Consider the following 25202-nt stretch of genomic DNA (forward strand, 5'->3'; position numbering starts at 1 on the left):
ATTCGCCAGGGCGCTTGCGTAACCTGCAGCGGACTGGACCTTTCAATATAGACGGCGGTGGGCATCTTCGGACTATGAATAAGCACCAATCACCCACTTAACTTTTTCAAGCGCCTCACGCAGTGCACCCAACTCTGCCGACCCCAGCGCCAAGCGAATCGCATGCGGTACATGAACAGAAGTGGCAAAAGGCTCAGCGGTTGAAACCGCCACTTTTTCACGCAGCAGCGCCGCGGCGATCTGGTCTGCCCTCGCATCTTCAGACAACGGCAGCCAAAGAAAATAGGACGACGGGTGGCGAATGCACGGAAGGCCCGCCAGCACGTCTGCGGCCATGGTTTGCCTGGCCTGCGCATCCCGGCGTTTTTCAGCTTCCAGTTGCATGACGGTGCCATCGTCGAGCCACGCGCTCGCGATCGCCGTCAACACGCCCGGGGTATTCCAGGTGGTCGCCCTGATCGTTCGCTCCAGCGCCGGCACTTTTTTGGCCGGGGCTGCGACGAAACCTACGCGCAGTCCGGTGGCCACACTCTTGGAGAGCCCTGAAACATAAACGGTCCGCTCGGGGGCGAGTTGCGCTATCGGTGCCGGCGGGTTCTCGGCAAGGAACGCATAGGCGGCGTCCTCGATGATGAGCAGGTCATGCCTGCGCGCGATCGTCACCAGCGACTCGCGCTGATCGCCACTCATCACCCATCCCAGCGGATTGTGCAGCGTCGGCATCGTGTACACCGCCCGCACGCGGCGACGAAGACACAGGCGGTCCAGCGCCTCCAGATCAGGCCCCTGATCGGTCACGGGAATGGGCACGATTTCAAGGTGCAAGGCTTCGGCCAGCACGATGAATCCCGAATAGGTCAGCGCATCCGCTGCAATCACATCACCGGGTTGCAGCAGCGCCATCATTGTTACGGCCAGCCCATGCTGTGCACCACTGACCATTAACACTTGCTCGGCATCCACCGTCAGCCCTCGGGCGAGCAAATGGCGCGCCACCGAGGCGCGTTCATGCAGACGCCCGGCGTGTGGCTGGTAGCGCAACAGGGATTCCAGATCTCCGCCCGAGGCGAGTTGGCGCAGCGCATTTCGCAAGCGTTCTGCCTGCCCTGGCAGCGAGGGATAGTTGAAGTTGAGGTCGGTCATTCCAACGGCAACGTTTTTCTGGTCGATACCCAAGCCCGGCGGCAACGACGTCTCTCGTACGAACGTACCTCGCCCCGTTTCCCCACTGACCAGGCCCATGGCTTCGAGCTCTGCATAGACCCGAGAGGCGGTCACCAAAGCCAGCCCTTCTGTTGCCGCCAGTTGGCGATGCGTCGGCAAGCGCGCGCCCGGCAACAATCGCCCTGACCGGATATCAGCCGCCAAAGCATCCACTAATGACTTGTACCGTGAACGAGGCATATCAAGATGTATCCATGACAATTTTTTGATTGTAGTGATCGTCGATCATACGATGGATCTCTGCAAATTGAGAGTGCCCTCAAATGGAACGGACCCTGCAAAACCCAATGACGGACAAGACCGCGAGCGGATGGCTCAACGGATTTATCGGCGTGCTGATTTTCAGCGGCTCGCTGCCGGCCACGCGGTTGGCCGTGCTGGAATTCGACCCGGTTTTCCTGACCGTTGCCCGAGCGACGATTGCCGGGCTCCTGGCGCTTTGCATGCTTTTGCTGTTTAAAGAACAGCGTCCCGCCAAGCGTCAGCTTATGCCCTTGGCGATTGTGGCAATGGGCGTTGTAGTGGGGTTTCCGCTATTGACGGCGCTGGCGCTTCAGTACGTGACGTCGGCGCATTCCATCGTCTTCGTTGGCCTGTTGCCGCTTGCCACAGCGGTGTTCGGCGTGTTGCGCGGCGGGGAACGGCCCCGGCCGGTGTTCTGGTGCTTCTCAGTGCTGGGCAGCACGTTGGTCGTGGGGTTTGCGGTCTCGCAAGGCCTGACCGCTTCGCCGACCGGCGACATTCTCATGCTGCTGGCCATCCTCGCCTGCGGGCTGGGTTATGCCGAAGGCGCAAAACTTTCAAGAACCTTGGGAGGCTGGCAGGTCATCTCTTGGGCGTTGCTGCTGTCGCTGCCCGTCATGGTCCCGCTGACCTGGTTAATGGCCCCGGCTTCGTTCTCGGGAATCACCCCATCGGCGTGGTTCAGCCTGGCTTACGTATCGGTCTTCAGCATGCTGATCGGTTTCGTTTTCTGGTACCGCGGGCTGGCCCAAGGGGGGATCGCCGCCGTCGGTCAGCTGCAACTGCTGCAGCCGTTTTTTGGATTGGCGCTGGCGGCCACGCTGCTTCACGAGCATGTCAGCATCGGCATGCTGGGGGTTACCGTCGCGGTGATCCTTTGCGTGGCCGGGGCGAGGAAGTTTTCGAAGTGACCGGGCGCGACAAGCGTTGTTGCCAGTTTCCGCCATTGGCGCGCTGGCATTCTTCTTCAGAATCGAACTGCACATGGGCCGATACCGGGCTGACGGAAACGTCCGCTTCGCGTAACGCATTGGCGGTCAATTCGACCATGCGCTCGCCCTGCCCACTGACCAGTGCCTGATCCTTATTGGCCTGCGTATCGAAGACCCAGATGACCCGCAGGCTGGAGGGAAACAGGTCGTAATCGATCTCGTGGGTCAGCCAGCAGAACCCGAAAATTTCCGCTTTGGCCGTCTCACACGCCTCGGTCAGGGTGACCACCAGGCGATGGTCGATGTGCGCCTGATCGCGTTTGCTTAACAGCATGGGTGGGTCCTTGTGACGGCTAAAAAGAAGCCATCATACGACACCTCCTTATCCTCTTTGGCAGTCGCACTGCGTCCAGCGCAAATACGTCTATTTCGTCCGTGAACCTTGTGTTGAAGCGCCAGTCATAGCCGAGCCGTGCATCCCACTTGCCCGCTCAGAGCTGTTCATCCATGCGCCAAACCTTCCTGTCCACTTTCGCCGCGGAAGAAAAATCAACAGTGAGCAGTCAGTTGCTTCGCGTTGATGTCGAACCAATAGCCCCGTACAACTGTGAAGGGATAGATACTCCGCATCTCTTTGACTACTCCCGTCATTTTCCAAGAAAAACCCAGGCGATCTTTAGGACGTTTCCTACATCAATTGCTTTTCACCCTTGATAGATTCTTGAGGAAGCTACGTTTTCACAGGCTAGGACTGGCTCGTGCAATACGTTTTTTAATTTTCAGCTTAAGGACAAGCGTATGTTCGCGCCGGCCAATACCGCGCATTTCGAACTGCTGATCCCCTCTGTCCGCAATGACTTCAAGGTGCTCGCCTTTCACGGCACTGAAACCATCAGTCAGCTGTATGCGATCAAGGTAGAACTGGTCAGCGAGTCGTCCGACTTCGGTCTGGAGAGTCTGCTCAGCCAACCCGCATTTCTCCAGTTCGGTATCAACGGTGAAGGCATCCATGGACGCATCGAAGATGTGCTAGCCGGGGAAACCGGCAAACGCCTGACTCGTTACCACCTGACTCTTGTGCCGGCACTGCACTATTTGCAGTTCAGCTACAACCAGCGGATATTCCAACATCTAACTGTGCCGCAGATCGTGACTCAAGTGCTCCAAGGGCACGGGATTCAGGGTGATTCGTTTACCTTCAACGTCAGCACCAGCGCCGAGCGTGAATACTGCACGCAATACGGCGAGAGCGACTACGCCTTCATCCAGAGGTTGTGCAGCGAAGACGGCATTGCCTGGCACCACCAACATAACCAAGATGGGCATCAGCTGGTTTTCACTGACGATCAGACCTACTTTCCCAAGCTTGGGGAAACGCCCTATCAGCAGGGCTCCGGCATGGTCGCTGAGCATCCAGTGGTCAGCCAGTTCTCCATGCGCTTCAGCACCCGTACCAGCACGACCACACGTCGGCACTATGACTTTGAGCGTCCAAGCCTGTTGCTGCAAAATCAGTTCACCGCCGAGTCCACCCCTGAACTTGAAGACTACCGTTTCCCGGTACGCTTCGAGACTGAAAATCTCGGCAAACAACTGGCCCGCCAAGCACTGGAGCGGCATCGCAGCGACTACCAAGTGGCCGAAGCTAAAAGTGATCAGCCTGCCCTGCGTAGCGGTCACTTTTTCAACCTGATCGAGCATCCGCGTCAACCGTACAACGATTTGTGGTTGTTACTTGCAGTCCACCACGTTGGAAAACAGCCCCAGGCACTGGAAGAGTCGGTGACCAGTGACACCAACCCCGACGACGGCTTCACCCAAGGTTATCGCAACACATTCAGTGCCATTCCCTGGAACGTGTTCTACCGTCCGCCGCTGCTCGCTCGCCCCTCAGTGCTGGTCAGTCAGACAGCGCGGGTTACTGGGCCGAAGGGAGAAGAAATCCATTGTGATGAATATGGGCGGGTTCGCTGCGAGTTCCATTGGGATCGCGCCGAACTGGGCAGCGACAAGAGCAGTTGCTGGTTGCGGGTGTCATCGAGCTGGGCCGGAGAGGGGTTCGGTGCCGTAACCATCCCACGCGTCGGCATGGAAGTGGTGGTGACCTTTCTGGAGGGTAATCCTGATGATCCACTGATTACAGGATGCGTGCCCAACAAGGCCACCCCTGTGCCGTACCCGTTGCCAGCGAACAAAACCAAAACTGTGCTGCGCAGCCACAGCTCGCCACACAATGGCGGCTACAACGAACTGTCGATTGAGGATCGGGTCGGACAAGAACTGATCTATCTTCGTGCCCAGCGTGACATGGAGCAGAAAATCGAGAACGACAGTCGGCTGGAAGTTGGAAACGAGCGTCGCGAGACCATCAAGGGCAACAGCATTGCGGTGCTGGAGGCGGAAGATCAGCGTACCGTCACCGCTGACCGCAAGGTCGACCTCAAATCCAACGATTACTTGCAGGTCGCCGAAAGCAGTCACACCCGTGTAGGTCAAATATTGGTCGCCGAGGCTGGCCAACAGGTACACCTCAAGGCTGGAGCCAACCTGATTCTCGACGCGGGAGTCAGCATCACCTTGAAGGGTGGTGGCCAGCACATCGTTATTGGCCCAGGTGGCATCTTCAGCAGCACCGAAATTCAGATTGGTGGTGCCCCCATGATGGGTGCAGCTCCGTTACAGGCGACACCAACGACGCTCGCGCCACTCAGCGCACCGCTGGCGAGCATTGCCAGTCCACGGTCTATCGTGACTACCGCCCAACAACAGGCGGCAGACTATTGCCCGCTCTGCGAAGCATGTCGCAATGGCCTGTGCAGCATTGGAGAGAACGCATGAACCCTCAGGAACAATGGCTGCATGCGCAAGCCGAACAAGGACGACAGATCTATCTGGTGCTGGATTCTGATGGACAACTCGAAGCGCGCAATGCACTGATCGCCGAGCTGGGCAACGACCAGTACCGCAATCTGTACGTCGGCACGCCGGCGGACTCATTGGTGGAAATGGCCCCGTACCTTTTGAGGCTTGAGTCGGCAGGACATCCCACCGTCCAGGCACTGCTGAATACGCCAGAGCGCAATTGGGGCTGGCTGGCCAGCGCAGAAAACAACGACCTCGATGCGCTGGCTACCCATTGGCAGAATCGCTTGGTGGTAGGAGAGCGTCCGAACCAGTCGCTTTATCGTTTCCACGACAATCGGGTACTGGGGCGAGCGCTGGACTTCCTGCAACCCGAGCAGCGTCCGGCTTACCTCGGGCCGTTAGCCAGCGTGTGTTACTGGCAAGCAGACCAATGGAAGGTCGTCTACAACCTCGATCCAGGCGTGCACCCGCTGCCGTCCGATCCGGCGTGGTTGAATACCCCCATACCGGAGGCCACCTTCGCGGGTCAGCAGTTCGATAACGCCCGACGCTACCTGGTGCGTGAGCACTCGGAGAGTTTGGTCAAACTGGCCGAACAGCAGGATCTGGACACTTGGCTGCGAGGCCAACTTGACCTTGCTCGCACCTGGGAATGGCGGGAACCCGAACAGATTCATTTCTTACTGACGCAAAGTTTACAAGCGTCGGGTGACGCTCTGTCCAAGGCCTGGTTGCCCAAGCCCGATGAAACGTCGTCGATGCACTTTGATCGCTTGTACCAGGAAAAACTGTACTGGCAGGGAGATGCCCCCGTATGAAACGCGTCATTCAAAGCCTGATCGCTGGCAGTTGCCTGGCCCTCACCGTGGGCTGCTCTACCACGGACAAATCCAACACCTTTATTTTTACTGCCGACCTGCCGCCGAACTTTGCTTATACGGCAAGGGCCAACTACGTGCCCGCCAAGGGTGAGACCTGCACTGTTCCTGGCGGAAGAAACACTCAGATTGGTTTCAACATTGAGGAATGGCGAACTGAATATAAGCCTGACTCGGAAGTCGAGCTACACAGGACGGTGAGCGGCTGTCCATTAGTGCTGTATAGCATTGAACTATTTGTCTACGCGAAATATGGAACACACCCAGGCGATTTCGGGCGTGACTTCGGAAAAATATCAGTGCGCGCCCAACTGGATGAACGCGACAAGGACACCTTTAATGCGGCGGGTGAGAGCGAGTTTTACGGCCAGTGCCAGTGGTTGTTTCGCACGATTGGCCCCAAGCGTTACATCGCAAAAATCCTCGACTGCAAAGACACCGATGCCCAAGGCAAGCTGACGCGAGGTCATCCGTTTGCGGCCTACACCTTGGATCAACTGCCAGGTAAGACTGTACGACTGAAGATCAAGCAGCCCTCAGAGGAAAGACCGGCTATCGGAGATACATGGGTGAAAGTTCCGGGTGGTTGGAAGCGCTGCATGGGCGAAAACTTTGAAGATCAATATGCATTTTGCCGAGGCAACGATAAGGATTTCAGCACCTTCCGCATGCCGGATGGTCGTGACACCTGCACCATTTACCCCGGTTGTACGGAAAACAAGGAGGTGACCCCATGAGTCTTGCACTGCCTCAGCGTGACAGGCCATCCATGGATGGCAAAATCCTCGCTTGCCCATTGCGCGAACACTCGACCAGTTTTCAGTTAGTGGATGAATTTGGCGATGGACTGCCCTACGCCGGACTGACTTATCAACTCATTGATCATGAGGACATTATCTACTCCGGTACGCTGGATGCCACAGGCTTTGGCAAAGTAGAAAACCACTACTGCGGCCCTGTGGAGCTTCGGTTCAATCAGGCTTACCAAGGAAACGAAAACGCTTATACGTTTTTACGCGAGAGGCCACACTACCCGTTGCCCATCACTGAACTGCAAGTGCGTGCCGAAAAAACTCGCTTCTTCAATAAGTCCGGCCTGCGTACGCATTCCAACCCTGCACAAGGCAAGGCGGATGCGGGAGCGTTTCATCAGGTGGAGGTGCGTGAGCTGGTAGAGCACGGCGCGCACCTACCGCCGCTGGCCGCACGCAATTTCCCACCCAACTTCCATGTATTTAAGCTGTTTCGACCGCTACCTGTTAAAGGCAAGGCAGGCTACAAGCCTGAGCTGGCCAAACGTTTCGGCATTCCGCTGATGTCGGACAAGCACCATGTATTGGAAGTGCGCCCGTTGCGGGCATTGCGCCCGATGCTCTCGACCAGTAACAAGTTCTGCGCGCTCAACCTGTACCAGTTGGCATTGATGGCGACCCTGAGTTACACGCCGTTCGGTCAAGATCCTGACGAGCAGCCCGTGAGGGCCAGCACGGTAACCTTTCCGGACCAGCCCAGCAGTGGCAACTGGTTTGGGGATGCCTTGGCCAAGGCTGATGAGATCTGGCAGGTAGACGCGGGCCAGAAACCGGAGAAGCCTTATTACCCGTTGTATGAAGACGTCCCTTACTCCAAGCGTTTGGAAATCGTGCCGTTTGACCCTGAGCTGTATCCTGAGGTAAATGACCCCGGTTTAGGTGAACAACAGGAAAGTCCTTCAACGATTCACTTTTTCGATGACCGCAAACGGAAAAACAATACAGATAGCCAAGCCTTCATCACACACAACGATGAGCTGGTATTGATTGCGGTGCGGGGTACGAATGAGCAACCGTGGGATCTGTTAACGGACATCGATGCAACACAGGTGCCTATTGAAGAGGGCTTGGGCGTTGGCCAAGCGCACCAAGGATTTTATGGTGCGGCAAAAGTCGTATATGACTTCGCAACAACCTACCTAGATAAATTTTACAGCGGGCAAAAAATCATTGTTACAGGCCACAGCTTGGGCGGCGCCATTGCTTTGCTGTTGTCTGAAATGATAAGGCGCACCGATAGGTATGCAGCAGATATTCTGCTCTACACCTATGGTTCTCCACGAGCAGCCGACCAGACCTTCGTCGAGGGTGCAGCCACACTGACACATCATCGCATGGTCAATCACAACGACCCGATTCCAAGTGTTCCGGGAACCGGTATGGACACGAAGCCCAAGGTGTTTGGCACTGGTCTCGCTGTCAGCTTCGTTAATGCGCCATTGGGTATTTCGATATTTTTTGCTGGAGTGGCCAATCTCAGCGGCGCACCTTATGCACACCACGGCACGTTGCATCACTTTATGCCAATGAGACTTGAGGACGGTCGACAGTCCCAGATCCTCTGGGAGCCTGGCTGCGAAAGCATTACCAATAAAGCCTGCAATGAAATACTCCAGCAAAAAAATGGATTGCCAACGCATCGAGCTTTCGAGCCAGCCCTCTACATACTCAATCACTTGATGGTCGGGGGCTACGTCCCGAATAGCTGGGCCACGCTACGCCGCTGGCAGGAGTCCCTGGAGTTGCGCCGCGAGCTAGTGACCACGCGTGAGTTCGATTGGGTTGATACCGCCCTTCAGAGCATGAAGCGGCAGTTGGAAAAAACCTCCCGTGAAACCCATCCCGATGCCTATCTGCGCACCCATGAACGTGAATTCAGCGCACTCAGAGCTGAAATCGGAAAAATGCAAATAACGCATGATCGTCTGGTCAAGTTGCATGGCAAAAAAGCCAGCGAAAGCGAGGTCTATGGCCAAGCGGCAACCAAACCTGAATTTCTGACAGAAAATCTGCCGCGCTGGAAAGCCCACCCCGAAAACACCGTAAAAGAACAACTGGCAATGGCCCCGCCGCCAGTGTTCCGCGATGACGAGACCATTGCCGCCATACTGGAAGGGCACGAGCCAGGCGCAGCACCTGCGTTCGATCTGGATTCGTACTCCTGATCCTCCCAGAAAGATAGGCGGTTTCGCACGATTCCTTGGTTAATCACCAACGCAACGGTCACCGGGGATGATCGTACGATCCTCACATCAACAACAGACACCAATGATTGAAACAATGAGAAATCATGACGTGCTGGAGTGGTGCGGGATTAGTTGACCACTACAAGGCACGTTGTCGTAGAAAGGCCAGTGCATGGTTTGGATCCATCCAGGAACGTGCGTCAGTAACGGTTTTCCCGCGTCTAGGCTTCAAATAGACGCGGGGCTTTCGCCGGATGCCAGTAAAAGACTCTGCCTATCACGACCCAATACTCCCCCTATTAGCTGACTTCCCAACTGGGGTCTAACCTTATTCCAGCGTCGGCATCGTAAGCCGGCCGGTCAAGAGCTGATAAGGAGATAGGAATGGGTCAGAAGCCTGACTAAACCTGCCGTAGGCCACCGTGCAGGCAACTCGATTGCCGCTGTTGAGAATTCCCGTGTGATCAAAACAATCAGTTGATCAAACTGCTGGCCCTGCAGCCTGTGTCATTGGTTTCGCCCGTTGCTATTTAACGCCCACGTTGGGCCGGATAGCCGGATGAATACGACCAAAGGTAGCTCACACATGGCAAACGAATCGAAATGCCCGTTCCTTAGCGCCGCTGGCGGTGGCACGACAAACCGCGACTGGTGGCCGAACCAACTGAATCTGAAGATCCTCCATCAGCACTCGCCCCTGTCCGACCCCATGGACGAGGACTTCAGCTACGCCGAAGCCTTCAAAAGCCTGGACTTTGAAGCGGTCAAAACAGACCTGACTGCGTTGATGACCGATTCCCAGGACTGGTGGCCGGCGGACTTCGGTCACTACGGGCCACTCTTCATTCGTATGGCCTGGCACGCCGCGGGTACGTACCGCACTGGTGACGGGCGTGGTGGCGCCGGTTCCGGTCAGCAACGTTTCGCGCCGCTCAACAGTTGGCCGGACAACGTCAGCCTCGACAAGGCACGCCGGCTGCTCTGGCCGATCAAGCAAAAATATGGCCGGAGAATTTCCTGGGCAGACCTGGTCGTCCTTACCGGCAACGTCGCGCTGGAGTCCATGGGCTTCAAGACCTTTGGCTTTTCCGGCGGCCGTCCGGACGTCTGGGAACCGGATGAAGACATTTACTGGGGCTCGGAAAACAAGTGGCTGGGCGGCGACACCCGCTACGGCAAAAAAAACGAGCCCATGCAAGAACCCGGCGAAAGCCCTCTCGTTGCCGAGCCGGGGGAAAATGAGGAGAGCCGCACCGACCTGGGACGCAACCTGGAGAACCCGCTCGCCGCCGTGCAAATGGGCTTGATCTACGTCAACCCGGAAGGCCCGGAAGGCAATCCGGACCCGGTCGCTGCCGGGAATGACATCCGTGAAACCTTCGCGCGCATGGCGATGAATGATGAAGAAACCGTGGCACTGATCGCTGGCGGCCACGCCTTCGGCAAGACTCACGGCGCCGGACCTGCCGACAATGTCGGTGCCGAGCCCGAAGCCGCTGGCCTCGAAGCACAAGGCTTGGGCTGGAAGAGCAGCTTCGGCACCGGCAAGGGTCCTGACACCATCACCAGCGGCCTGGAAGTGACCTGGACCACCACGCCCACCCGGTGGAGCAACAACTATCTGGAAAACCTGTTCGGCTTTGAGTGGGAGCTAAGTAAAAGCCCGGCCGGAGCGAACCAGTGGATACCGAAAAACAACGCCGGTGCTGGCATCATTCCGGATGCTCACGACCCTTCCAAACGTCGTAATCCGACCATGCTGACCACCGACCTGTCGCTGCGATTCGACCCGATCTATGAACCGATTTCGCGGCGCTTCCTGGCCAATCCAGACCAGTTGTCCGACGCGTTCGCCCGCGCCTGGTTCAAGCTGATCCACCGAGACATGGGTCCCCTCTCCCGCTACCTCGGCCCGGAAATGCCGAGCGAAGAGCTGCTGTGGCAAGACCCGATTCCAGCGGTCGACCATGCCTTGGTCACCGACAGCGATGTCGGCGCACTCAAGAGCAAACTCCTCACCTCGGGCCTGACCGTCTCGCAGCTTGTATCAACGGCTTGGGCGGCGGCTTCGACCTTCCGTGGCTCCGACAAACGCGGCGGTGCCAACGGTGGGCGTTTGCGTCTGGCGCCGCAGAAGTTCTGGCAGGCCAACCAGCCTGACCAACTGGCGAGCGTGCTGGCGAAACTCGAGGGTATCCAAAGCGAGTTCAACAACAGCGGCAAGAAGATCTCGCTGGCAGACCTGATCGTGCTGGCCGGTAACGCGGGCGTCGAACAGGCGGCGAAAAATGCCGGTCAAACCGTGACAGTGCCGTTCACACCAGGACGGATGGACGCCTCCCAAGAGCAAACGGACGTGGAGTCCTTCGGCTTCCTCGAACCCATCGCCGATGGCTTCCGCAACTACCTCAAAGGCAGATACAGCGTAGCGGCCGAGCAGCTGTTGATCGACAAGGCGCAACTGCTGACCCTCACCGCGCCAGAAATGACCGCGCTCATTGGCGGCATGCGCGTGCTGAACACCAACGTCGGACAAACCAGACACGGTGTATTCACCACGCAGCCAGAAGCGTTGACCAACGACTTCTTCAAAAACCTGCTGGACATGGGCGTGGAATGGAAACCGGTGTCGGAGGCTAATGAGGAGTTTGAAGGGCGCGATCGCAACACCGGCGAAGTGAAGTGGACCGGCACACGCGTCGATCTCGTCTTCGGCTCAAACGCGCAGTTGCGAGCGTTGGCGGAAGTCTATGCCACCGCTGATGCGCAAGAGAAGTTCGTGAAAGACTTCGTAGCCGCCTGGGCCAAAGTGATGGACCTGGATCGCTTCGACCTTAATTAACACGAGCGGTATCGCTGAAACTGCAACGCCTCCCACTGTGGAGGCGTTGTGCTTTTTGTCACTTGACGCTTCACGCCGTTAGATGGGAAAACGTGCGTGGCCCGGATGCAAGCGTTGGGTTCAACATGATTCAAGGAAGACTCATCAACACCATGAAAACCCTCCTGTGTTTGCTGATCGCCACCGGCGTCGGCACCGCGCTGCAGTATGCCGGTCTCCCCCATGGCCTGTTGCTCGGTTCAATACTCGCCACCACGTTGATCGCCAGCAACCTGCGCTTTTCTCCTGCGCTGCCCTTCAGCCTTGGCTACGTGCAAATCGTGTTGGGGATCGCGACCGGTCTGATGTTCACGTCATGGAACAGCCAAACGGCGGCTGCCATGTTGCCGAGCCTGGGCTTCATGCTGCTGGGCTTGATGGTCCAGAGCGCCGTGGCCGGTTTGTGGCTGCTCAAGGTCTCGGGATGGAACCCGAAGGACTCCCTGCTAGCCGTGTATCCGGGCGCACTCGCCGCCGTGTTCGATTTGCTTGAGTCCGAACGCGCATCAAGCAAGGTGATCGTCGTGCACCTGGTCCGACTGCTGTCGATCACCGTGCTGGTCAGCTTTTGCATTCCCGGACAGACCGACGTGGCCCTTGCCGAGAGCAGCCCGTTGCTCATGAGCACGGTGCTGACCCTGCTGTCGCTTATTGCCTTGTGCCTGTTGCTCGGCCGCTTGCTGTTGCGCGTCGGCGTTCCGGCACCGTTCATGCTCACCGCGATCGTCGTCACCGGCGTCTATATGAAGCTGGGCTATCTCCAGGCCTTCCACCTGCCGTCATGGAGTGTCGACACCGCCGTGGTCCTGCTCGGCGTGCTGATTGGCTCGAAATTCAAAGACATCAGCCTCGCCGAACTTGTCCGCCACGGACGAGCCGGGTTGATGGCCGTCGCCTTGATGTTGCTGATCGCAGCAGCGTTTGCCGCAGTGGCCGCGCAGGTTCTGGGCAGCGATCCCTTGTCGTTGTGGCTGGCGTACATGCCTGGCGCCATCGAAACCATCGCCCTCGTCGCCTTCAGTGGCGGGCTGAACGTGGTGTTCATCCTGACCCATCACCTGGTGCGGATGGTCGTGCTGCACTTTGCGCCGGCGCTGGTCGTTCAGGCGCGGCGCTGGCGGGAGGGTCTCTGATCGCAGAAAGGACTAAGTGGGAGAGATCGTGGCCAGGGCACCAATCAAAATGGTCAACACCAGAAATCCACCCAGAAAAATCGCCATCTTGCCCATTGGGCCTCCTACATTATGAGTTTGCGGTGCAGCGGTTTCCGCGACTGCCGAGCGTGCCGTTATTGTGAGCCGGCGGCGGTGTGCATTACAGATGCAGATAGCGCGGAAAAATACGGATCAGAAGGTGTAAACCTTATTCAGGACGGGACAACTGTGTACCCCGTGAAAAACCTTTCTCCCCTACCGCCGCTGACGTCAGCTCAACAACCAGCGCGACATCAGTCGAGTCATCAACGGCATCAACCCATAGACCATACTGAATGACACCACCCCAGCAACCGCAACCTTGAATAACCAGACCGGCAGACACAGACCGGACAGGTCAAGCAGAGCTGTCAACACCCATGGCACAAAAACGGTCAATGGCAATACGATCATCCAGGACAATAACCATTGCTTCCATCGCTCGACGGGCACCCTTCCTTGCAGCGGCTCAAACCAGAATTTTGAATCATCGTCGGTACGGTGGTAGTCCTGTCGCAGCCAGGGCAACGACTCGCGCAATAAGGCGTGACGGACCGGGGATTCCAGCCAAGCCGTGACATGCCCCTTGCTGACAAAGCGCAGGATGATTGCGTAGCGCAAATGCGAGCCGACCGGTTTGACCACATCCGTCGCCAGGTAACCCGGAAACTGTCGATGGGCGTCGATGGCCTTGTTCATCCATTGCTCATATAACGCCTGATACTGCGGATCAACCTCATGCACAATCACACTGACACCAATATCAGCGTCAATGCTCATGGTTGGTGTCGTCGGAGCATGGCCCGCTGATAGATGCGTTCGCGTGCCAGAATCATCGGGTCGTGACTGGGTGCGATGCCATCGGGCAAGCGTCCGGGGTTGAAATCAAGGCGCTGCTGGGCGAGCTGTTGTTCTTCGACCGGGACAAGCGCATCAAGTGTCAGAATCCCCAGTTCGACTTCCTCGTGGCTGCGCGACCAAGGGATCGAACCATCTTCGATGGCATCCCCCGGCGCCGCCAGTTGCACCACCAGACGTAACTTCACGGCTCCCCTGGCCAGTCGTGCGCCGATTTCGTCCTGCAAATAATCGGCGGGCATCACGGCGGCTGGCTGATCACTCAATGCAGGCTCTGCCAGCAACGGTTCAATACGGTAGCGACCGATAAACGCTTCACCTTGACGGTTACTGAACACTAGGGCATTCACGCCAAAGTACTCGATCGCGGCGTAACTGCTCGGCGCGGGTTTGGATGCCTGAAGGAAATGCTCCGCGCGTGGATGATTGGCCAGAAAGGTTTGCAGCGGCAGCGGATCCGGCGGCGTGGTGACGTTGGCGGCAATGCCTTGCAAAAAAAGCAGGAAGTCTTCGGGCGTGGCCACCGGAAAGCCGTTGAACGAGTGCGTCACGATATCCGTGAACTCACCGTCCGGCAGCGTAAAACGAACGGCCAAGCCTTGAGGACTGGCCTGCGGATCCCCGTCCTCGGTAGCCGGCACGCCGCTGAAGTTGGAGAACCTCAGCACCACCGGCACCGGTTGCCCCTGCAAATGGGTAGCCCGGCTTAATACCGGGGCTGATGGCGAAGCCACAAAGGTACCGCGCAGCAATACACCCTTGGCATGGGTCACGCGAAATCCCGGATGAGGGCCGAACGTCGCGGCAAGTGCGTCAAGTAAAGCGTCGTAAAGTCTGTCCTGGAACATGGGAAAACTTCTCATGGGCGACACATTGTTCTGATTGGCGATGGCAAAGGCAGAGGACGCGATCAGCGTCCCTGCCAACAGCGCGCCGATCAATAACCGGGGTGGTTGCATTGGATTCAGCCTTGGCGCAGGCCAGGATTGAGAGCGATGTGTTTGTACTCGACAAAGTCATCCATGGCCGCCACGCCGTTGAGGCGCCCCTGCCCCGACTGCTTGACCCCTCCTTCTTCGAACTCGTCGTAGACCACAGCCCAGTCGTTGACCCACACCGTGCCCGCCGCCAGTTCGCGGGCCACCCGCAACGCGCGGTCGACATCGCGGGTCCAGACACTGGCCGCCAGGCCGAACTCGCTGTTGTTGGCCAGTTCGATCGCCTCGGCTTCGCTGTCGAATACCTGCAGCGTCAGCACCGGGCCGAAAGTCTCACGCTGGACGATCGCCATATCGGGATCGCTGACCCGCAGCAGTGTCGGGCGATAGAACGCGCCTTTGGCCAAAGGCCCCTCTGTCACCGGGCCACCGCGAACGATGACCTGGGCTCCGGCGGCAATCGCCTCCTTGACGATTTGATCGACCCGCTGCACGTTGGGCTTATCGATCAACGGGCCCATTTCGCTGGCCGAATCCGCAGCGGGCCCCACACACACAGCTTCCAGTCGCTCGGCCAGGCGCTCGGTCAACGCCGTGGCAATATCGCGTTGCACCAACAGCCGCGAACCGGTCATGCAGAACTGGCCGGCGAATACCGTCAGGGCTTTCACCAGGGTGGGTACTGCGGCATCAAGGTCGGCGTCGTTAAACACCAGCATGGGCGTTTTTCCACCCAACTCCAGGCCAAAACGTTTGAGGTGCTGCGCCCCCACGGCTGAAATCGCCCGACCAGTGGTGGTGCTGCCGGTAAAACTGATTACCGGAACCCGGGGTGACTCCACCAAATGGATGGAGCCCGCCGCGCCCTGTTCGCTGAACAGATTAATCACGCCGCGTGGCAGGGAAAGCGCCTCGCTGATGATCCGGGCGACCAGGCAGTTTGTCTGGGCGGTTTGTCCGGGCATTTTGATGACCGTGGTGCAACCGGCCGCCAGCGCCGGTGCCAGCGAGCGAATCATCAGCACCACCGGCGAGTTCCACGGCACGATGATGCCCGCCACGCCCACCGCCTGACGAATCACCAACGATATCTTGCCGGGTTTTGGCTCGGCTGCTCGACCGTATTCGGCACGCGCCAGGGCGGCGTAATAGCGCAACTTGGAGGGCACCATGCTGACCTCGAACTCGGCTTCGGGTTTGATCTTGCCGTTTTCCAGCGCCAGGGTATCGATCAGCTCATCGGCGTTGCGCTCAAAGGCGTCCGCCAGCTCCAGCAGAACCTGAGCGCGCAATTGGCGGTCATCTTTCCAGGGTGTTTCGGCAAACGCCCGTTGCGCCGCATCTATCCCTTGTTGCGCTTCGTTCAAGCCACCTTCGGCATATCGACCAATCAGCTCGTAGGTCGCAGGGTCGATGGAGTCTTTGTAAACACCGGAGTCCAGCCATTGGCCGTCGATCCAGTTCAATACCGGAGTGCTATTCATAGAGGCAGGTTCCTGAAGGTCAAACGTAAAGACGGGCAATGTGCTCGGCGGTGGCAATCACTGTGATGTTGGTGGCGACCGAGGGCACGTCGGGGAAGATCGACGCATCCACCACGCGCAACCTCTGCACACCGATGACCCGCGCTTGCAGGTCGACCACCGCCCGCGCATCCCCCGGCTTGCCCATCGGCGCCGTTGAGGTCGGGTGGTGATAGGTGTCGAGGCTGGCTTTGACACTGGCCAGCAAGGCCTCGTCCGAATCGTTGCCTTGACCCGGGTTGAGCTCGGAATGGATCAACGAATTCAGAGGCGCCGTGGTGCCGATTTTTCGGGCCAGGCGAATGCCATCCAGCAGGCGCAGGCGATCCTTGGGCTCGGCGAGAAAATTCAAGTCGATGTTCGGTGCCACGAACGGATCGCGACTGGCCAGCGTCACCTTGCCCCGAGACAGTGGCCGGGTCAGGGTTACCGCGAGCACGAAGCCGACGCCGGTCGGGCTCTGATCATGGGGAAACAAGTGAGTGGCCGTGATATGCAGATCCAGCTCGCCATTCTCGGCAGAACGGCTGTGGGTCCAGAGTTTGGCCCCGATGGCGGGCGATTGGCTGCCGATCAGGTCAGGCCTGGCGGCATAAGCGTTGTAATAGAACGGGTGATCCACCAGGTTCTGCCCGACTGCAAGCTCGGCGACTTGTGGAATCTGCAAGGCACGCAGCGCCTCGCCAGGACCAATGCCGGAACGCAACAGAATCGCGGCGCTGCCGTAGCTGCCAGCCGACAGGATGACTTCCTCGGCCAGCAACTTCTCACCGTTACCCAGTTGCACACCGACCGCACGAGTACCGTCGAACAGCACTTTGTCCACCAGGCTGTCGGTACGGATATGCAGGTTGTCGCGGGTGCGCACCTCTTCGGTGAGATACGCCATGCCAGTGTTAACCCGCACGCCGTTGACAACATTCATCGGGTACGGACCCACGCCGTGGGCGTCAGCGCCGTCAAAATCCTCAATCACCCTGTAACCATTGGCGAAGGTCGCGTAGATGAAGGCCCGCTGCATGGGAGTGACATCGGCTTTGCCGAGTTGATTCACCGGAAGCGGTCCTTCATGGCCGTGCAACGGGCTGGCACCACCGCTGTGGGTTTCCAGTTTTTTGAACGATGGCAGCAGCTCGTCATAGCTCCAGCCAGGCAGATCCCAACGCTTGAAGTCGCTGGCACGGGCGCGGATGGCCACCGCTCCGTTGATGGCCGAACTCCCTCCCAGCACCTTGCCGCGCAAGGCGCCGATGGGATGATCGATGTAACCCGGTCGGCTCTTGTAACCCCATTCGAACTCAGGATTGGCATTGGCACCGACGATGTCACTGCTGGCAATGATCTCGGGGTAGTTGTGTGGACTGTAGCTGTGGCCCGCCTCAAGCAATACCACCTGACGCTGGTTGTTCTCGCTCAAACGGCGAGCCAACACCGCGCCTGCCGAGCCGCCACCGACAATAATCACATCAACCGCTGTGCCATGAACGGCACGCTTGTCGGTACTGCCGCTTGACTCCAACGCCTGCGCCAAACCACTGCCCGTCGCCAACGTAGCGGCGGCCACAACACCGCCGGCCAGAACAGCACGGCGAGCAGGATTGTTAAGGGTACTCTTCATCCGTCTTCTTCCCTGTCAGACGCCAGGATGCGTCTGTTGGGAAAAAGCATATGGGAGGGTGCGCAGACTCATAAGCCAGCAAAAGATGATTCCACGTTTCGTTTTTCTCGAACGAATCAACGTTACGGCTGCGGGTGAGCCGTCAGCATTTTCTCCCACACCGGCGGGCTGCCGATCTGCTCGATGAGGAAGTTGATCAGCGCCTGAAGCTTGGGCGAAGCTCTCTGGGATCGCCGGTAAACAGCCGAGATATTGCCACCTCGAGGGGCGTAAGGCGCCAACACCTCCTTCAGTTCACCGGCCACAATGGCCTGCGCAGCCAGGAAGGTGGGCAGAATCGCCAGGCCCATACCGGCCTTGGCGGCTTCCAAAAGTTGATGGCCGTTATTAGTGCGCATACGGCAACGGACACGGAATGATTCCAAGGCGTTGTTCACCGGCAGCGTCCACATGCCATGGGGTTCGCGATTCACATAGAGCATGGCGAAATGCTGGGTCAGTTCTTGCGGGATTTGCGGCGTGCCGTGAGTGGCCAGATACTCCGGACTCGCACAGATGATGTGACGGTTGGGCGTAATGGTCTTCGCGACCAGCGAGGAGTCAGGCAACTCGCCGATGCGAATGGCCGCGTCATACCGCTCTTCGTGCAGGTTGACGTGGCGGTCATCAAACTCAACGTCCAGCCGCAACTCAGGGTAACGCACCGCGAAGGACGACAGAATCGGTGTCAGGTAGCCAATGCTGAAGGCCATCGGCGCTGCAAGCCGCAGGCCCCCACGCAAACTCGATTGAAACGCCAGCACCGCGTCCTCAGCATCCTCCACATCGGCCAGAATACGCACGCAATAACGGTAAAACACCTCACCCGACTCCGTAAGCCGGGCCTGACGACCACGCTCCAACAAGATGCTGCCCAGGCGTTTTTCCAATTGCTGGATCCGCAGGCTGACCATTGACTTGGCGATCCCCAAACGCCGGGCGGCTTCGGAAATACTGCCGGTGTCCACCACCATGACGAAAGAATGCATCTCGGACAGTTTGTTCAAGTTTTAGTCATCCAGAGAAAAGTCGGGCGCATGCTTTCCAGATGGAATGCCCCCTCGGAGTTTTTTAGTCGGACTGAATCTTACCGCCTTCAATCAACACTTTATCGGTGAAGCTTTGATCCTGGATCGTCAGGTTCTGCGAACGATTGGCCCAACACAGCGAACCCAGTGCAGCCAACCCCAACGGCATGGCGAGAACTGTCCTGCGTAACATCTGTATTGCCTTGAGTGAACTAACCAAACAGCGGAATTCTAGCCGCCGTGTTGCCTGGTCAACCAGGCCCAAATAGTGGGTTTCTCTTTCCCATACAGTGGACGATCCTTCTTGTATAGTTGGCCTCCTTTGGCCGAGTGAATGTAGCCCAGTGCTCGATCTCAATGACCTTCAATACTTTGTTATGGTGGTGGACCACGGCGGCTTCGCGCCGACCGCTCGCGCGCTAGGCATTCCAAAATCCAACCTCAGCCGACGGATCGCACTGCTCGAGAAAAGACTCGGCGTGCGCTTAATCATCCGTAACACCCGCAGTTTCAAAGCGACGGAATTAGGGCTGACGTATTACGCCCATTGCCGTTCAATGCTGAAAGAGGCCGAAGCTGCTGAAGCGGCCGTTGCCATGACCCGTTCCGAACCTGGCGGCTTGTTGCGAGTCACCTGCCCGACGGTCTTACTGGAAGAATGCGTAGGCAGCATGATCACGCGATTCATGGCCATGCACCCACGAGTCGAAGTGCATCTGGAAGCCAGTGACCGTCAAGTCGACGTGGTGGCTGAGGGGGTTGATCTCGCGCTGAGAGTACGCCCGCCTCCCCTTCAGGACTCGGACCTGGTTAACCGAGTCATGTCCCAGCGGCCACAATGTCTGGTCGCCAGTCCCGCGCTATTGCAGCGCCTGGGCGAACCCCAGGAACCGGAAGACCTGTCACGCTTCCCCAGCGTCCATCACGGCAGTCCGCAACGCGATTACAGTTGGACGTTGTTCCACCAAGGTGGCGCGGATTTTACGATTCAGCATCGTCCGCAGCTCATCACCAAGGGACTGCCCATGCTGCGATGCGCAGCGATGGACAGCGTCGGTATTGCGCAGATGCCTATTTCGCTGGTGCACGACTACATTGATCGTGGGCAACTGGTGGTGGTTTTGCCAGACTGGGCTCCGCGCACGGAGATGATTTATGCCGTGTTTGCGAGCAGGCATGGGATGTTGCCATCAATGCGGATGCTGATTGATTTCATGGTGGAACAATTCAAGTTGCTGGATGATCCGGCGCGTGAGATCCGGGCAAGTCCGCGGGTTTGAGGCTGAGTCGATCACGAGAAAACTCAACGCCACAACTGTTCGAATGGCCGAGGGTTACGAACAGCACTGACTTCATGAGTGTTATTTCCCTTGAAAAATTCGCCACACCTGCGCCGTGGACTGCTTGCGAGGGTTACAACCCTTCGTGGTGGGGAGGCGATCTGCAAGCCGCCACCTTAGTCAAGTCTGCTCCGCAGCCACTTTCTCAGGGCTGCCATTCAACTGAGTGCCATAGCTCGGCACGAGCTGGTGCAGCTTCTCCTTCCAGGCCGGCGAAGCCACCTTGTCCTTGAACACTTTCTGCAGCACGGTCAGCATGATCGGTGCAGCGGTCGAAGCGCCCGGCGATGCGCCCAGCAGACCCGCGATGGTGCCGTCTTGCGAGGCAACAATCTCAGTCCCCAATTTCAGCACGCCACCAGCGGCTTCATCACGCTTGATGATTTGCACGCGCTGGCCGGCTTGCCACAGACGCCAGTCTTCGGCTTTGGCGTTCGGGAAGTATTCTTTCAGGGCGTTGAGGCGGTCTTCGTCAGACAGCATCAGTTGACCAGCCAGGTACTCGACCAGCGGGTATTCCTTGATGCCGACTTTGGCCGTTGGCCACACGTTGTGCGTGGTGGAGGTCAGCAGGTCCAGGTACGAGCCTTTTCAGGAACTTGGTGCGAAAGATTGCCATTGGACCAAACAGGATAGCGGTGGTTGTCCGCAGATTCTTTGTGTAACAATCGTCGACTAATAATTTTACAAGGATGTTCAAAATGGCCGGCAAACCTGCTGCCCGAGTCACGGACCCAACTAGCTGTCCGCTTCCCGGCCACGGGGTTAACTCCATCGCCGCAGGCTCTTCCGATGTTTTCTTTGATGGTTTGGCTGCTGCTCGCCAAGATGACAAAAGTGCGTGCGGCAGTCCCATTGTCGGGGAGGTAGCCTCTACTGTTCTTATCAACGGCAAACCCGCCGCAACTGTGGGCAGCGTCGGTGCCCATGGCAATAACGTGGTGAGTGGCTCTGGAACGGTGGTCATCGGCAACTCACACACGCCTACGGATTTCATCCCGCCTTTACCGATGCCGCTATGGTTGCAGCCATTCAATGAGCAGTTCCGTATTCTCTGAAGTGACGGCGAGCCTCTCGCCCATGTGCCCTATCACATCAAAGATGAAGCCGGTCAGGTTTACACCGGATTTTCTGACGAGTCAGGGCATACGCTACGAATCACTACCAAAAAGCAGGAAACACTGGAAATCACAACAGGCGTTGCCGCACTTGAAAAGTGGGGTGAGACATGACCGAGTTCTCTTGTAAGGTTCCGACGAATCAACAAGCTGGCTCGGTAAGCAATGTGTCTGGCTACCCAATGCCTGCCAACATCCATATGTTTGTTGTGGTCGAGGAAATTGGAAAAGATGGTTTGCTGGTCAGAAAGATTTATGCCTCTCCGGACAACCCTCACTTGATTGCAAAAAATCTTCCGGAGTTTCGAATCAAGCATGAAATCTGGCCAGAAAAATTTGGCATGATGCCTGTTGACCCGAAATCAAACGCCACCGTAGCCGAACATGTTTTTAGCAGCAGAAAATATCCATCCAGCTACGTATCAACCAGCTCTATCTTCCCTGATGGCTCGCCACGCTTTGAAGGAAAGGCCGTTTACATAGATGTTGCGAAAGCCAAGGCCGCGGGAGCAAAACTGGTTACCACCGAAGAAATCTTACGGTCCTTGGAGCGGTATAAAAAAGTCGCGCCTAAAAACGTGGCCAAGATCGATCAAATCGCGGAGTGGGTAAAAAATATCGATAAAGAGGTATTGGTTCAAGCTGACAAAATACCTCCTAAAGCAATTTTTACACCTGGCTCGTACAAAGCCACAAACGTATTCATCAAAGGTGCGAGAGTGGTCAGAGTATTTGCCATTGGCTTCACCGCATATGATTTAAAATTGGCAGCAGACGAGTCAATCAAGCAAAAGAGCATCAAGCCTATTTCTATTGAGGAGGTCAAGCAGGCTGGTGGTTGGGGCGGAGCTATTGCTGGAGCAAGGATAGGTGTCGTCGCGGGGGCTGCGGTTGGCATCGAAACGGGTCCCGGAGCAATCGTTAGTGGAGCTGTCGGAGGGATTATCTTCGGCACCGCAGGTTATTTCGGGGCCAGTTGGCTCACCGAAATAACCTGCGGTGCCGAAGACAACTTCACGTATGCGACTGAAAAAACGTTTAACGAACTGCCCGTAAAGCAGTATGTAAACACTCAAAAAACTGAGCACTTGGTGCTTTTCATATCTACCAGAGAATTCAACTCTGTGACTGTACGACTGGTCACCAATAGTGTTGATTTCTTGGCCAGCATTGCTCGCGAGAAATTCTCCGTGCCTCCTCCATGGATTGTTTTCGAGAAGTACAACCCTTCGTGGTGGGGAGGCGATATGCAAGGCGCTCAGGGCTACTATAACGACAGCTACTTCTCGTCTTTTTTTACTGATTTAAGCGCAGCAGAAAGGGAAATTTATTACGCCAGATACAGCGCTCCGAATGAGTGGATAAAAAGCTTGGAATTAATGTACGACGTTGAGTGATCGTTTACGTTTTTGGGACCGCTTCGCGGCCCAACGGAGGCAAGCCCCCTCGCCACAAAAAACTCGCCAGCCTTAGCATTTTGTAATCTGCAAGATTGAATCCCAGACACAAAAAAGCCCACTGACCGTCACCGGTTCAGTGGGCTTTTGATTCGGGATCTAGTTACAGAGCCATATCAGTCGCAGCATTAGCCTTCGGCGCCTTAGCCGGAGCAGCCGCAGCAGCAGCAACCGGAGCCACCACCTGACCCATCGCCGGCGGCGGAGTCAGTTGCAACACCTTGGCGGTGTAAGCCCACTCCTCAGCCACTTTCTCAGGGCTGCCATTCAACTGAGTGCCATAGCTCGGCACGATCTGGTGCAGCTTTTCCTGCCAGGCTGGCGAAGCCACCTTGTCCTTGAACACTTTCTGCAGCACGGTCAGCATGATCGGTGCAGCGGTCGAAGCGCCCGGCGATGCGCCCAGCAGACCCGCGATGGTGCCGTCTTGCGAGGCAACGATCTCGGTACCCAACTTCAGCACGCCACCAGCGGCTTCATCACGCTTGATGATTTGCACGCGCTGGCCGGCTTGCCACAGACGCCAGTCTTCGGTTTTGGCGTTCGGGAAGTATTCTTTCAGGGCGTTGAGGCGGTCTTCGTCAGACAGCATCAGTTGACCAGCCAGGTACTCGACCAGCGGGTATTCCTTGATGCCGACTTTGGCCATTGGCCACACGTTGTGCGTGGTCGTGGTGGTCAGCAGGTCCAGGTACGAGCCTTCTTTCAGGAACTTGGTGCTGAAGGTCGCAAATGGGCCAAACAGGAGGACGCGCTTGCCGTCCAGGACACGAGTGTCCAGGTGCGGAACCGACATCGGTGGTGCGCCAACGGAGGCTTTACCGTAAGCCTTGGCCAAGTGTTGCTCGACGATGGTCGGGTTCTCGGTCACGAGGAACGAGCCGCCTACCGGGAAGCCTGCATATTCCTTGCCTTCAGGAATACCGGACTTCTGCAGCAAGTGCAGCGCCCCCCCGCCCGCACCGATGAACACGAACTTGGCGTCGGTTTCGGTTTTGGTGCCGTCTTTCAGGTTTTTGTAGCTGACGCGCCAGCTGCCGTCTTCGTTCTGGGTGATGTCTTGCACTTCGCTAGACAGTTTCAAGTCGAACGTTGGCGTAGTTTGCAGGTGCGCAACGAATTGGCGGGTGATCTCGCCGAAGTTCACGTCGGTACCGATCGAAGACCAGGTGGCCGCGACTTTCTGGTTCGGGTCACGCCCTTCCATCATCAGCGGAACCCACTTCTTGATCACCGCCGGGTCTTCGGAGTACTGCATGCCGGCGAACAGCGGGCTCGCTTGCAGGGCTTCGTAGCGCTTTTTCAGGAACTTGATGTTGTCATCGCCCCACACAAAGCTCATGTGTGGGGTGGAGTTGATGAACGAACGCGGGTTCTTCAGCACGCCTTGCTGAACTTGCCAGGCCCAGAACTGACGGGAGACCTGAAAGGCTTCGTTGATTTCAACGGCTTTCGGGATCTCAACGTTGCCTTTATCGTCTTGAGGGGTGTAGTTCAACTCGGCGAGCGCGGAGTGGCCGGTACCGGCGTTGTTCCAGCCATTGGAGCTTTCCAGGGCGACGCCGTCGAGACGCTCGACCATTTCCATCGACAGATCCGGTTGCAGCTCATTGAGCCAGACACCCAAGGTCGCGCTCATGATGCCGCCGCCAATCAGCAGCACGTCGACTTTCTTTGCCTCTTCCGCTTGCGCGGACGCGATCCCCATCGACAAAGTCAGTCCCAGCAGGGCTGTGTTGAGTTTTTTAAACATGTGTAGCACCTATGATAAAACGCCATCCGCCCTTCCATCCTCATGCATGAGGCTCCCTGGTTCACGGCATGCAGGCCGCATGCTATGGGTTGCGCACTGATCAGGATTGGAGGGTGGGCACACAAGGCCGACTGACTGCATCGACCTCAGTTTATATGTCCCTACTGAACTGACTTTTTATCATTATTGGCTTCAGCTACTTGAGCGACAGTGATTCTGTTGGCGCGTCTCTAGAACGCGCAAACTGAATAGCTCAAAGCAAGTTGGGGCGAAGAATATCACGACACTGCAAACCCGCGCGTCTGTTCTAGACTTG

The 25202-nt window shown here is 57.3% G+C and carries 18 protein-coding genes and 2 pseudogenes; 10 read left to right on the forward strand and 10 right to left on the reverse strand.

Annotated features, from left to right (window positions below):
• Positions 1 to 72: 72 nt before the first annotated feature.
• A complete protein-coding gene (locus tag ACXPVS_RS06870) occupies positions 73 to 1404 on the reverse strand; it encodes an aminotransferase-like domain-containing protein (protein ID WP_458509240.1) in 1332 nt (443 codons plus the stop codon).
• A gap of 83 nt (positions 1405 to 1487) precedes the next feature.
• On the opposite strand from ACXPVS_RS06870, the gene ACXPVS_RS06875 reads away from it, so the two are divergent.
• Positions 1488 to 2378 (forward strand): DMT family transporter, encoded by an 891-nt coding sequence (locus tag ACXPVS_RS06875; protein WP_458509241.1) that lies wholly within the window; start codon positions 1488 to 1490, stop codon positions 2376 to 2378.
• Here the strand turns inward: ACXPVS_RS06875 and ACXPVS_RS06880 are convergent.
• Positions 2326 to 2733 carry a hypothetical protein gene (locus tag ACXPVS_RS06880; protein ID WP_458509242.1) on the reverse strand — a complete coding sequence of 136 codons (408 nt, stop codon included), beginning with the start codon at positions 2731 to 2733 and terminating at the stop codon, positions 2326 to 2328. The two genes, ACXPVS_RS06875 and ACXPVS_RS06880, sit on opposite strands and share 53 nt — an antisense overlap.
• A 464-nt stretch (positions 2734 to 3197) precedes the next feature.
• Between ACXPVS_RS06880 and ACXPVS_RS06885 the strand changes: the two genes are divergently transcribed.
• From ACXPVS_RS06885 to ACXPVS_RS06910, 6 genes are all read left to right on the forward strand, one after another.
• On the forward strand, positions 3198 to 5237 hold the full coding sequence (locus tag ACXPVS_RS06885; protein WP_458509243.1) for a type VI secretion system Vgr family protein: 2040 nt from the start codon (positions 3198 to 3200) through the stop codon (positions 5235 to 5237).
• Positions 5234 to 6082 carry a DUF4123 domain-containing protein gene (locus ACXPVS_RS06890; protein WP_458509244.1) on the forward strand — a complete coding sequence of 283 codons (849 nt, stop codon included), beginning with the start codon at positions 5234 to 5236 and terminating at the stop codon, positions 6080 to 6082. The genes ACXPVS_RS06885 and ACXPVS_RS06890 overlap by 4 nt, the downstream gene beginning before the upstream one ends.
• Positions 6079 to 6879 carry a hypothetical protein gene (locus ACXPVS_RS06895; protein ID WP_458509245.1) on the forward strand — a complete coding sequence of 267 codons (801 nt, stop codon included), beginning with the start codon at positions 6079 to 6081 and terminating at the stop codon, positions 6877 to 6879. The genes ACXPVS_RS06890 and ACXPVS_RS06895 overlap by 4 nt, the downstream gene beginning before the upstream one ends.
• Positions 6876 to 9119, forward strand: a complete 2244-nt coding sequence (locus tag ACXPVS_RS06900) for a lipase family protein (protein WP_458509246.1) — start codon at positions 6876 to 6878, stop codon at positions 9117 to 9119. Before ACXPVS_RS06895 ends, ACXPVS_RS06900 begins: the two co-directional genes overlap by 4 nt.
• 607 nt (positions 9120 to 9726) lie before the next feature.
• Positions 9727 to 11982 carry a catalase/peroxidase HPI gene (gene katG, locus ACXPVS_RS06905; protein ID WP_458509247.1) on the forward strand — a complete coding sequence of 752 codons (2256 nt, stop codon included), beginning with the start codon at positions 9727 to 9729 and terminating at the stop codon, positions 11980 to 11982.
• 152 nt (positions 11983 to 12134) lie between these two features.
• Complete coding sequence (locus ACXPVS_RS06910) at positions 12135 to 13154, forward strand: AbrB family transcriptional regulator (protein ID WP_458509248.1); 1020 nt, start codon at positions 12135 to 12137, stop codon at positions 13152 to 13154.
• Positions 13155 to 13445: 291 nt separating this feature from the next.
• Here ACXPVS_RS06910 and ACXPVS_RS06915 read toward each other — a convergent pair whose 3' ends face one another.
• From ACXPVS_RS06915 to ACXPVS_RS06940, 6 genes are all read right to left on the reverse strand, one after another.
• The gene (locus tag ACXPVS_RS06915) at positions 13446 to 13994 is read right to left on the reverse strand and encodes an antibiotic biosynthesis monooxygenase (protein ID WP_458509249.1); all 549 of its coding nucleotides are present in this window, start codon (positions 13992 to 13994) and stop codon (positions 13446 to 13448) included.
• A complete protein-coding gene (locus ACXPVS_RS06920; RefSeq protein ID WP_458509250.1) occupies positions 13991 to 15031 on the reverse strand; it encodes a catalase family peroxidase in 1041 nt (346 codons plus the stop codon). The genes ACXPVS_RS06915 and ACXPVS_RS06920 overlap by 4 nt, the downstream gene beginning before the upstream one ends.
• Before the next feature lie 5 nt (positions 15032 to 15036).
• On the reverse strand, positions 15037 to 16494 hold the full coding sequence (locus ACXPVS_RS06925; RefSeq protein ID WP_458509251.1) for an aldehyde dehydrogenase family protein: 1458 nt from the start codon (positions 16492 to 16494) through the stop codon (positions 15037 to 15039).
• Positions 16495 to 16513: 19 nt separating this feature from the next.
• The gene (locus ACXPVS_RS06930; protein ID WP_458509252.1) at positions 16514 to 18151 is read right to left on the reverse strand and encodes a GMC oxidoreductase; all 1638 of its coding nucleotides are present in this window, start codon (positions 18149 to 18151) and stop codon (positions 16514 to 16516) included.
• A gap of 122 nt (positions 18152 to 18273) precedes the next feature.
• Positions 18274 to 19197, reverse strand: a complete 924-nt coding sequence (locus ACXPVS_RS06935) for a LysR substrate-binding domain-containing protein (protein ID WP_458509253.1) — start codon at positions 19195 to 19197, stop codon at positions 18274 to 18276.
• 64 nt (positions 19198 to 19261) lie between these two features.
• On the reverse strand, positions 19262 to 19411 hold the full coding sequence (locus ACXPVS_RS06940) for a hypothetical protein (RefSeq protein WP_458509254.1): 150 nt from the start codon (positions 19409 to 19411) through the stop codon (positions 19262 to 19264).
• A gap of 184 nt (positions 19412 to 19595) precedes the next feature.
• Here ACXPVS_RS06940 and ACXPVS_RS06945 point away from each other — a divergent pair, with 184 nt between their 5' ends.
• Positions 19596 to 20498 (forward strand): LysR substrate-binding domain-containing protein, encoded by a 903-nt coding sequence (locus ACXPVS_RS06945; RefSeq protein WP_458509307.1) that lies wholly within the window; start codon positions 19596 to 19598, stop codon positions 20496 to 20498.
• A 189-nt stretch (positions 20499 to 20687) separates the two neighbouring features.
• On the opposite strand, the pseudogene ACXPVS_RS06950 reads toward ACXPVS_RS06945, so the two are convergent.
• A pseudogene (locus tag ACXPVS_RS06950) lies at positions 20688 to 21195 on the reverse strand (malate:quinone oxidoreductase); the annotation flags it as partial.
• Between the two features lie 64 nt (positions 21196 to 21259).
• On the opposite strand from ACXPVS_RS06950, the pseudogene ACXPVS_RS06955 reads away from it, so the two are divergent.
• Together ACXPVS_RS06955 and ACXPVS_RS06960 are read left to right on the forward strand one after the other, a co-directional pair.
• A pseudogene (locus ACXPVS_RS06955) lies at positions 21260 to 21790 on the forward strand (PAAR domain-containing protein).
• A complete protein-coding gene (locus tag ACXPVS_RS06960; RefSeq protein ID WP_458509255.1) occupies positions 21787 to 23073 on the forward strand; it encodes a glycine zipper family protein in 1287 nt (428 codons plus the stop codon). The pseudogene ACXPVS_RS06955 and the gene ACXPVS_RS06960 overlap by 4 nt, the downstream one beginning before the upstream one ends.
• 163 nt (positions 23074 to 23236) lie before the next feature.
• Here ACXPVS_RS06960 and mqo read toward each other — a convergent pair whose 3' ends face one another.
• On the reverse strand, positions 23237 to 24886 hold the full coding sequence (gene mqo, locus ACXPVS_RS06965; protein ID WP_458509256.1) for a malate dehydrogenase (quinone): 1650 nt from the start codon (positions 24884 to 24886) through the stop codon (positions 23237 to 23239).
• Between the last annotated feature and the right edge of the window lie 316 nt (positions 24887 to 25202).

Source organism: Pseudomonas sp. Ma2-10 (assembly GCF_054330215.1).